6 protein-coding genes are annotated in these 9,734 nt (G+C 65.9%); all 6 read left to right on the forward strand.

Annotated elements, in window-relative coordinates; genetic code table 11:
- Positions 1-24 precede the first annotated feature (24 nt).
- Entirely contained in the window at positions 25-936 is a 912-nt protein-coding gene (gene ltnD, locus AKL29_RS25325; protein WP_050386038.1) for an L-threonate dehydrogenase, read from the forward strand.
- Positions 937-945: 9 nt separating this feature from the next.
- Complete coding sequence (gene otnI, locus AKL29_RS25330; RefSeq protein WP_050386039.1) at positions 946-1,728, forward strand: 2-oxo-tetronate isomerase; 783 nt, start codon at positions 946-948, stop codon at positions 1,726-1,728.
- Entirely contained in the window at positions 1,725-3,014 is a 1,290-nt protein-coding gene (otnK, locus tag AKL29_RS25335) for a 3-oxo-tetronate kinase (protein ID WP_050386040.1), read from the forward strand. The genes otnI and otnK overlap by 4 nt, the downstream gene beginning before the upstream one ends.
- Before the next feature lie 169 nt (positions 3,015-3,183).
- On the forward strand, positions 3,184-4,875 hold the full coding sequence (locus AKL29_RS25340) for a methyl-accepting chemotaxis protein (RefSeq protein ID WP_050386041.1): 1,692 nt from the start codon (positions 3,184-3,186) through the stop codon (positions 4,873-4,875).
- Positions 4,876-5,228: 353 nt separating this feature from the next.
- Complete coding sequence (locus AKL29_RS25345) at positions 5,229-8,408, forward strand: efflux RND transporter permease subunit (protein WP_050386042.1); 3,180 nt, start codon at positions 5,229-5,231, stop codon at positions 8,406-8,408.
- The gene (locus AKL29_RS25350; RefSeq protein ID WP_050386043.1) at positions 8,395-9,597 is read left to right on the forward strand and encodes an efflux RND transporter periplasmic adaptor subunit; all 1,203 of its coding nucleotides are present in this window, start codon (positions 8,395-8,397) and stop codon (positions 9,595-9,597) included. Before AKL29_RS25345 ends, AKL29_RS25350 begins: the two co-directional genes overlap by 14 nt.
- Positions 9,598-9,734: the final 137 nt, after the last annotated feature.

Here is a 9,734-nt window from a genome sequence, read left to right on the forward strand (position 1 = left end):
CTAAAAATGTTCAGGGATCGCCAAATGTCCAGTTCCGCAACATCACGTGTCGCCGTCATCGGGCTGGGCTCGATGGGATACGGCATGGCGACCTCGCTCAGGCGGGCCGGTTTCGAGGTGACCGGCTGCGACGTCACGGCCGATGCGGTGGCGCGCTTCGTCGCCGACGGCGGCAAGGGCGCCAAGTCGCCGGCCGAGGCAGCCCGGGATGCCGACATTGTCGTCAGCGTCGTCGTCAACGCGGCGCAGACTGAAGCGATCCTGTTCGGCAAGGACGGCGTCGCCGAGACCCTGGCCAAGGACGCGGTCTTCATCTCCTCGGCGACCATGGATCCCGATATCGCGCGGCGCCTCGCAAAGCAGCTCGAGGCGACCGGCCGGCACTATCTCGATGCCCCGATCTCCGGCGGCGCGCAGCGCGCGGCGCAGGGCGAATTGACCATCCTCGCCTCCGGCAGCGCCGCGGCGTTTGCGAAGGCGCGGCCGGCACTGGATGCGATGGCGGCAAAACTCTACGAGCTTGGCGATGCCGCGGGGCAGGGCGCCGCGTTCAAGATGATCAACCAGCTGCTGGCCGGCGTGCATATCGCGGCCGCCTCCGAGGCGATCGCCTTTGCCGCCAAGCAGGGCCTCGACATCCGCAAGGTCTATGAGGTGATCACCGCCTCCGCCGGCAATTCCTGGATGTTCGAGAACCGCATGCCGCATGTGCTCGACGGCGACTATGCGCCGCGCAGCGCGGTGGAGATCTTCGTCAAGGACCTCGGCATCATCCAGGACATGGCGCGCAATGCGCGCTTCCCGGTGCCGGTCTCGGCCGCGGCCTTGCAGATGTTCCTGATGACCGCGGCCGCCGGCATGGGCCGCGACGACGATGCGTCGGTGGCGCGGATGTATGCGCAAGTCACCGGCACCAAGCTCCCCGGCGATAAATAAGAGGATCACATGCCCCGTTTTGCCGCCAACCTCACCATGATGTTCAACGAGGTCCCCTTCCTCGACCGCTTCGAAGCGGCGGCGAAGTCGGGCTTCACCGCGGTCGAGTTCCTGTTTCCCTACGACCATCCGGCCGAGGAGGTGGGCAAGCGGCTGAAAGGCAATGGGCTGACGCAGGCGCTGTTCAACTTGCCGCCGGGCGACTGGAACGCCGGCGAGAAGGGGTTTGCCGCGCTGCCGGACCGTTTCGCCGACCTGCAGCAAAGCCTGAAGACCGCGCTGCCCTATACGCAGGCGACCGGCGTCAAGCGGGTGCATCTGATGGCGGGCATCGCCGACCGCAGCGATGCCAGGGCCGTCGCCGCGTTTCGCAAATCGGTCGCCCATGCCGCGGAGTTCTTCGCGCCGCACGGCCTCGACGTCGTGATCGAGCCGATCAATCCGCGCAACGTGCCCGGCTACTTCCTCAACGACTTTATCTTCGCGCGCGATCTGATCAACGAGCTTGGTATCGCAAACCTGAAGCTGCAGTTCGATATCTACCACTGCCAGATCATCCATGGCGACGTCACCATGCGGCTGCGTGAAATGATGCCGATCATCGGCCACGTCCAGATCGCGTCGATCCCCTCGCGCAACGAGCCCGACGGCGAGGAGCTGAACTATCCGTTCCTGTTCGGCGAGCTCGACCGGCTCGGCTATGGCGGCTTCGTCGGCTGCGAATACAATCCGCGCGGCAAGACCACCGACGGTCTCGCCTGGTTCAAGCCCTATGCCGGAGTGAAGCCGTGACGCTCGCGGGACATCTGTCTCTTGGTTGCATCGCCGACGACTATACCGGCGCCTCCGATCTCGCCAACACGCTGACCCGCGCCGGCCTGCGCACGGTGCAGACCATCGGCGTGCCCGCGGACGATCTCGCGCTGCCCGAGGTCGACGCCGTCGTGGTGTCGCTGAAGAGCCGTTCGATCGAGGCCGGTCTCGCCGTGACGCGTTCGCGCGCAGCGGAGGCCTGGCTGCGCGGCCGCGGCGCCAAACATATCCTGTTCAAGATCTGCTCGACCTTCGATTCAACCGATGCCGGCAATATCGGCCCCGTGATGGACGCGCTGCGCGCCGCTTCCAGGGATGCCATCGTGCTGGTGACGCCGGCATTCCCGGAGACCGGCCGCACCGTCTACCAGGGCAATCTGTTTGTCGGCTCGGTGCCGCTGAACGAGAGTCCGCTGAAGGACCACCCGCTCAACCCGATGCATGATTCCAATCTGGTTCGCGTGCTGGCGCGGCAAAGCACGACCAAGGTCGGCCTGGTCGATCTGGCGACGCTGAGCCGTGGCGCGGACGCCGTCCGGGCAAAGCTCGCCGAGCTCACGCAAGGCGGCATCGGCGCCGCCATCGTCGATGCGGTGTTCGACCGCGACCTCGAGACCATCGGGCAGGTAGCGCTGGATCACCGTCTTTCGGTCGGCGCTTCCGGGATCGGGCTTGGCCTGGCGCGAGCGCTGGTCGCCGCGAGCAAAGCCAAATCGGACACCGCGGATGCGATGCTGGCGACGCCGGTCGGCGGCCCGGCGGCGTGCCTTGCCGGCAGTTGCTCGCAGGCGACCCTGCGCCAGATCGCCAACGCCGAGAAGGTGATGCCGGTCCTGCACCTCGATCCCGAGCGGGTGGTCGCCGGCAAGGACGAAACGCAGCGTGCGCTCGCCTGGGCCAGAGACCGGCTCGGGGCGGGGCCAATCCTGATCGCGAGCAGCTCGACCCCGGATCAGGTGGCAGCTGTGCAATCCCGTCATGGTCGTGATGCAGCCGGGCATGCCATCGAGCAGGCGATGGCCGACATCGCGGATGGTCTGGTGCAGTCGGGCGTGCACAGGCTGGTGGTCGCCGGTGGTGAAACTTCGGGCGCCGTGGTCGATCGCCTGCGCATTCCTGGATTCCTGGTCGGTGCGGAAATCGCCGCCGGCGTGCCGGTGCTGCGAGCGGTCGGCGCCGGGAGAGGCGAGATGGTGCTTGCACTGAAATCAGGCAATTTCGGCGGGCCGGAGTTTTTCTCGGATGCGCTGGCGTTGATGCCTTGATGCGGCTGGCGCGCATCATGCCACGCCGTAGATGAGCGCCTCCGTAGTTCAACGGGGAACCAAATTAACCCTACTTAAGGAGGGGGGCTGGCTTTGATGTCTGCGGCGTCCCGCCACGCCCCCAGCCATTCGATCGGGCTTCGCGAGCCCGATATCAAGAGACCCCACGATGTTCGCCAAATTCTCGATCCGCGCCAAGATTATTGCCGTGGTTGCGTTCCTGCTTGTCGCGATGACAGGCATGGGCATGCTGGCGGTCGTGAATTTACGGTCGATCAACGCCAACACCGTCGACATCACGACGAGCTGGCTGCCGAGCGTGCGTGCGCTCGGCGATCTGCGCGCCGGCGTCATCACCTATCGCAACGTGGTCCGCGAGCACATGCTGTCCGAGACGCTGGAGGACAAGCTCGCGCAGGAAAAGACCCTGACCTCGGTGGTCGACGCTAACCTCAAGGTCCGCGCGATCTACGAGCCGCTGATCGCGACCCCCACGGAGCGCGCGCTCTACGGTCAATGGGTCGATGCCTGGACCCGTTACAAGAAGGGCACCGAGGAGGTGATGGCGCTGTCGCGTCGGGATGTCGGCAAGACCCCGCATGATGCGCATGAGCTGAACGCCAAGACCGTGAACAAGATCGGCCTCGAGGCCGACGAGATCCTGCGCAAGGACATCGAGCTCAACAATGCCGGTGCCGACAAGGCGGCGCAGGAGGCGGCAAACAGCTACGCGTCGGCCGTCATGCTGCTTGCGATGATCCTTGGCGCCGCCATCATCGTCGGCGTCGGCGTCAGCTTCCTGATGATCCGCGACGTCTCGGCCGGCATCGCCTCGATCGTGAGCCCGATGCAGGCGCTGGGCCGCGGCGACCTGACCGCAAACGTCCCGCATCAGGGCGAGAAGACCGAGATCGGCGCGATGGCCAATACGCTGCAGGTGTTCAAGGAAGCCCTGGTCGCCAAGAAGGCGGCCGATGAAGCCGCCGCTGCGGACGCCGAAGCCAAGATCGAGCGCGGCCGCCGGGTCGACGCCATCACCCGCAATTTCGAACGGATGATCGGCGAGATCGTGCAGACCGTGTCATCCGCCTCGACCCAGCTCGAAGCCTCCGCCGGCACGCTGTCGTCGACCGCCCGGCGTTCGCAGGAACTGACCACGTCGGTTGCCGCGGCGTCCGAGGAAGCCTCGACCAATGTCCAGTCGGTGGCGTCGGCGACCGAGGAGCTGTCGTCGTCGGTGACCGAGATCAGCCGCCAAGTGCAGGAGTCGGCACGGATGGCCGGCGATGCCGTCGGCCAGGCGCGCACCACCAACGGTCGCGTCAGCGAGCTGTCGAAGGCCGCCGCGCGGATCGGCGATGTCGTCGAGCTGATCAACACCATTGCCGGCCAGACCAATCTGCTGGCGCTGAACGCCACCATCGAGGCGGCGCGCGCCGGCGAGGCCGGCCGCGGCTTCGCCGTCGTGGCGTCCGAGGTGAAGGCGCTGGCCGAGCAGACCGCCAAGGCGACCGGCGAGATCGGCCAGCAGATCGCCGGCATCCAGACCGCGACCCAGGAGTCGGTCGGCGCGATCAAGGAAATCTCCTCGACCATCGAACGGCTGTCGGAAATCTCGTCCACCATTGCCGCCGCGGTCGAAGAGCAGGGCGCGGCGACGCAGGAAATCTCCCGCAACGTGCAGCAGGCGGCGCAGGGCACCCAGCAGGTCTCGGCCAACATCACCGACGTCCAGCATGGCGCCAACGAGACCGGCTCAGCGTCGAGCCAGGTGCTGTCGGCGGCCCAATCGCTCTCGGGCGACAGCAGCCGCCTCAAGCTCGAGGTGAGCAAGTTCCTCGACGCCGTCCGCGCCGCCTGATCCGGCGCCGCCGCTCGGGCGGCCGCCATCCTTCGCCTAACCGATGCCGACGTGGTGGGCTGACCCGGCCCGCCACGTTCTACATTTTCGCAGGGCAGCGATGCGTTAACCTCGCGTCGGCCGAAATAGCATCCTCGGCCGGCTCGCATTCGCAGCAGAGCCGCCTCTTTTTGACGACGATCCGCGCGCGATCGGAGCGCGCCGCCTCATGCACTATGCCGAGGAAGTGAAAGCCGCCGCGGCTCCGCGGGTTGGCGTTTTGCCCGGCATCGGGTAAATCGGCCGCTGCGGAACGGCTTTTGCAATGTCGATTCCTCTGCCTGGGCGGGCTTCATTTCGGGAACGCTTCTTTTATGATCGCACTGGTCCGTATCGCGCTGAGCCGGCCATATACTTTCGTCGTGCTCGCGATCCTGCTGTTGATTATCGGACCGCTGGCGGCGTTGCGTACGCCGACCGACATCTTCCCGGACATCCGCATCCCCGTGATCGGCGTGGTCTGGCAGTACACCGGCCTGCCGCCGGACCAGATGTCCGGCCGCATCACCACGCCGTTCCAGCGCGCGCTGACCACGACCGTCAACGACATCGAGCACATCGTCGCCAACTCCTATAACGGCGTCGGCATCATCAAGATCTTCTTCCAGCCCAACGTCGACATCCGCACCGCCAATGCGCAGGTCACCGCGATCTCGCAGACCCTGCTCAAGCAGATGCCGCCGGGCGCGACGCCGCCGCTGATCCTGAACTACAGCGCCTCGACGGTTCCGATCATCCAGGTCGCGCTGTCGGGCGAGGGACTGACCGAGCAGAACCTCGCCGATATCGGCATCAACCAGCTGCGCACGCCGCTGGTCACGGTGCCTGGTGCGGCGATCCCGTATCCGTTCGGCGGCAAGCAGCGCCAGGTCCAGATCGATCTCAATTCGACAGCGTTGCAGGCGCGCGGCCTGTCGGGGCAGGACGTTGCCAATGCGCTCGCCGCGCAGAACCTGATCACGCCGGTCGGCACGCAGAAGATCGGCAATTTCGAATACACCATCAACCTCAACAACTCGCCGCTGCGGCTCGAGGAGCTCGGCGACCTGCCGATCAAGCAGGTCAACGGCGCGATGGTCTATGTGCGTGACGTCGCCTCGGTCCGCGACGGCAACCCGCCGCAAACCAACATCGTCCACGTCGACGGCAACCGCTCGGTCTTGATGATGGTGCTGAAGGCCGGCGCCACCTCGACGCTCGATATCATCTCCGGCATCAAGCAGAAGGTGATCGAGGTCAAGGACCAGATGCCGGACGCGCTGAAGATCGGCTTCATCGGCGACCAGTCGGTGTTCGTCCGCGGCGCGATCACCGGCGTCGCCTTCGAGGGCGTGATCGCCGCGCTGCTCACCAGCATCATGATCCTCTTGTTCCTCGGCAGCTGGCGCTCGACCGTCATCATCGCGGTGTCGATCCCGCTGTCGGTGCTGGGCGCGATCATCATGCTGTCCCTGATCGGCGAGACGCTGAACATCATGACGCTCGGCGGCCTCGCGCTCGCGGTCGGCATCCTCGTCGACGACGCCACGGTGACGATCGAGAATATCAATTATCACCTCGAGCAGGGCAAGCCGGTCGAGCAGTCGATCCTCGACGGCGCCAACCAGATCGTGACGCCGGCCTTCGTCTCGCTGCTCTGTATCTGCATCGTGTTCGTGCCGATGTTCTTCCTCACCGGCGTGGCGCGCTTCCTGTTCGTGCCGATGGCCGAAGCGGTGATGTTCGCGATGATCTGGTCGTTCATCCTGTCGCGCACCCTGGTGCCGACCATGGCGAACTATTTGCTGCAGGCGCATGTGCATCATGAGGGCGCGCCGCCGAAGTCGCGCAATCCCCTGGTCTGGTTCCAGCGCGGCTTCGAGGCGCGGTTCGAGCGCATCCGCGGCGGCTATCGTGGCCTGCTCGCGATGGCGCTCGGTCATCGCACGGTGTTCGTGAGCTGCTTCCTCGCGGTCGTCGCCGCGTCGTTCCTGCTGGTGCCGTTTCTGGGCCGTAACTTCTTCCCGTCGGTCGATGCCGGCAACATCCTAATGCATGTCCGCACCCAGGTCGGCACCCGCGTCGAGGAGACCGCCAACCAGCTCGCCGACATCCAGAAGGCGATCCGCAAGCTGGTGCCCGGCGAGATCGAAACCATGACCGACAACATCGGCATGCCGATCTCCGGTATCAACATGACCTACAACAACACCGGCGTGATCGGTCCGCAGGACGGCGACATCCAGATCCGCCTGAAGGAAGGCCACAAGCCGACCGAGCAGCATGTCCGCACGTTGCGTGAGCAATTGCCGCGGCTGTTCCCGGGCACCAGCTTCGCGTTCCTGCCGGCCGACATCGTCAGCCAGATCCTGAATTTCGGCGCGCCGGCGCCGATCGACCTGCAGATCCGCGGCGCCAATCTCGAGGCCAACTTCGCCTATGCCAACAAGCTGCTGGCCGGGATCAAGCGCATCCCCGGCATTGCCGATGCACGGATCCAGCAGTCGCCCAACAACCCGACCTTCAACATCGATGTCGACCGCACCCGCGCGCAATATGTCGGCCTGACCGAGCGCGACGTCACCAACTCGCTGGTGGTCAACCTCGCCGGCTCCTCGCAGGTGGCGCCGACCTATTATCTCAATCCCGATAACGGCGTGTCGTATTCGATCGTGATGCAGACGCCGCAGTATCAGATCGACTCGCTGAGCGCGCTGCAGACCCTGCCGATCACCGCGACCGGCAACACCCAGGCGCCGATCCTCGGCGGCATCGCCGACATCAAGCGTGCGACCTCGAGCGCGGTGGTGTCGCAATATGACATCCAGTCGCTGGTGCAGATCTACGCCACGACGCAAGGCCGCGATCTCGGCGGCGTCGCGACCGACGTGCGCAAGCTGATCGCCGACACCGCCAAGGAGGTGCCGAAGGGCTCGTCCGTGGTGCTGCTCGGCCAGGTGCAGACCATGAACTCGGCCTTCACCGGCCTCTTGTTCGGCCTGCTCGGCGCGGTCGTGCTGATCTACTTCCTGATCGTCGTGAACTTCCAGTCCTGGTCGGACCCGTTCGTGATCATCACGGCGCTGCCCGCCGCGCTCGCCGGCATCGTCTGGATGTTGTTCACGACGGAGACCACGCTGTCGGTTCCGGCGCTCACCGGCGCCATCATGTGCATGGGTGTGGCGACCGCCAACAGCGTGCTCGTGATCAGCTTCGCCCGTGAGCGCTATGAGGAACTCGGCGATCCCGTCGCGGCGGCCCTGGAAGCCGGCTTCGTCCGGTTCCGCCCGGTGCTGATGACGGCGCTCGCCATGATCATCGGCATGGCGCCGATGGCGCTGGGGCTCGGCGAGGGCGGCGAGCAGAACGCGCCCTTGGGCCGGGCCGTGATCGGCGGCCTGATCTTCGCCACCTTCGCGACCCTGATGTTTGTTCCCGTGGTATTCAGTATGGTACACAACAAGCAAGGCGCCAAAGCCGCCGCCTCATCGGAGATTCCGCATGCCGCCCACTGAACAGCGCCACCCGGTTTCTCGCCGGAGATTGGGCATCTTCGGCGTGGTGGCCCTGGTCGGGGCGGGCCTGATCGTCGGCACCGGGATCCGCGCCCGTGAGGAACAGGATACACGGCTGAAGGAATGGACCGACGACCAGGCCGTTCCGACCGTCGCGGTGGCGCTGCCCAATGCCAAGGCGCTGAGCCCCACGATCGACCTGCCGGGCCGGCTCGAGGCCTATTCCCGCGCGCCGATCTATGCGCGGGTGTCCGGCTACCTGAAGAACTGGGACGCCGACATCGGCGCCCGCGTCAAGGCCGGCCAGGTGATCGCCGAGATCGAGGCGCCCGACCTCGACCAGCAATTGCTGCAGGCGCGCGCCGATCTCGCCAGCGCCCAGGCCTCGGCCAAGCTTTCCGAAGCCACGCTGAACCGCCGCAAGACGCTGGTGGCCTCGAACTTCGTCTCCGCCCAGGAGATCGACGAGCGTACCGCCGACCTCTCCAACAAGAACGGTGCGGTCAAGGCCGGCCAGGCCAATGTCGAGCGGCTGGAAGCGCTCGCCGGATACAAGAAGATCACGGCGCCGTTCGACGGCGTGGTGACCTCGCGCGACACCGACGTCGGCGCGCTGATCAACGCCGGCGGCAACTCGGGCCCGGCGATGTTCACGATCTCGGACATCACCAAGCTGCGCGTCTATGTCAACGTGCCGCAGAACTACGTCCCGGCGATCAAGATCGGCGCCAAGGCCACGCTGGCACTGCCGGATTACCCGAACCGCACCTTCCAGGCGACGGTCGAAGCCTCCTCGCAGGCGGTCGATGTCGCCTCCGGCACGACGCGGATGCAACTCGGGCTCGACAATTCCTCCGGCGAATTGATGCCGGGCAGCTATGCCAGCGTGAAGCTCAATCTGCAGCGCGAATCCACGCCGCTCAGCATTCCCGCCAGCGCGCTGATCTTCAACAGCAACGGCCTGCGGGTCGCAACCGTCGGTCCTGACGACAAGGTGCTGTTCAAGACCGTGAAGATCGGCCGCGACCTCGGTAAGGAGATCGAGATCGCCACCGGCCTCGCACCCGACGACCGCATCATCACAGCCCCGCCGGACGGACTCGCCGACGGCGATCATGTCCGCGTCACCGGTGCCGGCGCCAAGGGCAAGCCGACCACGGCGTCCGAAAAGCAGGACGTGAAGGGGTAAATCCCTGCGGTCTTTCGTAGCCCGGAGGAAGTCAACCGGTCGCGCGAACGCGCGCCCGATGACAGGCTCCGCGCAATCCGGGGCAGGTCTATCCGCGGACAGAGCCACCCCGGATTGCGCTGCGCTCCATCCGGGCT

This window comes from Bradyrhizobium pachyrhizi (assembly GCF_001189245.1).
In the GTDB taxonomy this organism is placed as follows: Bacteria; Pseudomonadota; Alphaproteobacteria; order Rhizobiales; family Xanthobacteraceae; genus Bradyrhizobium; species Bradyrhizobium pachyrhizi.

Coding starts and splice junctions, on each gene's coding strand:
- AKL29_RS25345 (WP_050386042.1), top strand. CDS start 5,229: ATGATCGCACTGGTCCGTATCGCGCTGAGCCGGCCATATACTTTCGTC.
- AKL29_RS25350 (WP_050386043.1), top strand. CDS start 8,395: ATGCCGCCCACTGAACAGCGCCACCCGGTTTCTCGCCGGAGATTGGGC.
- otnI (WP_050386039.1), top strand. CDS start 946: ATGCCCCGTTTTGCCGCCAACCTCACCATGATGTTCAACGAGGTCCCC.
- AKL29_RS25340 (WP_050386041.1), top strand. CDS start 3,184: ATGTTCGCCAAATTCTCGATCCGCGCCAAGATTATTGCCGTGGTTGCG.
- ltnD (WP_050386038.1), top strand. CDS start 25: ATGTCCAGTTCCGCAACATCACGTGTCGCCGTCATCGGGCTGGGCTCG.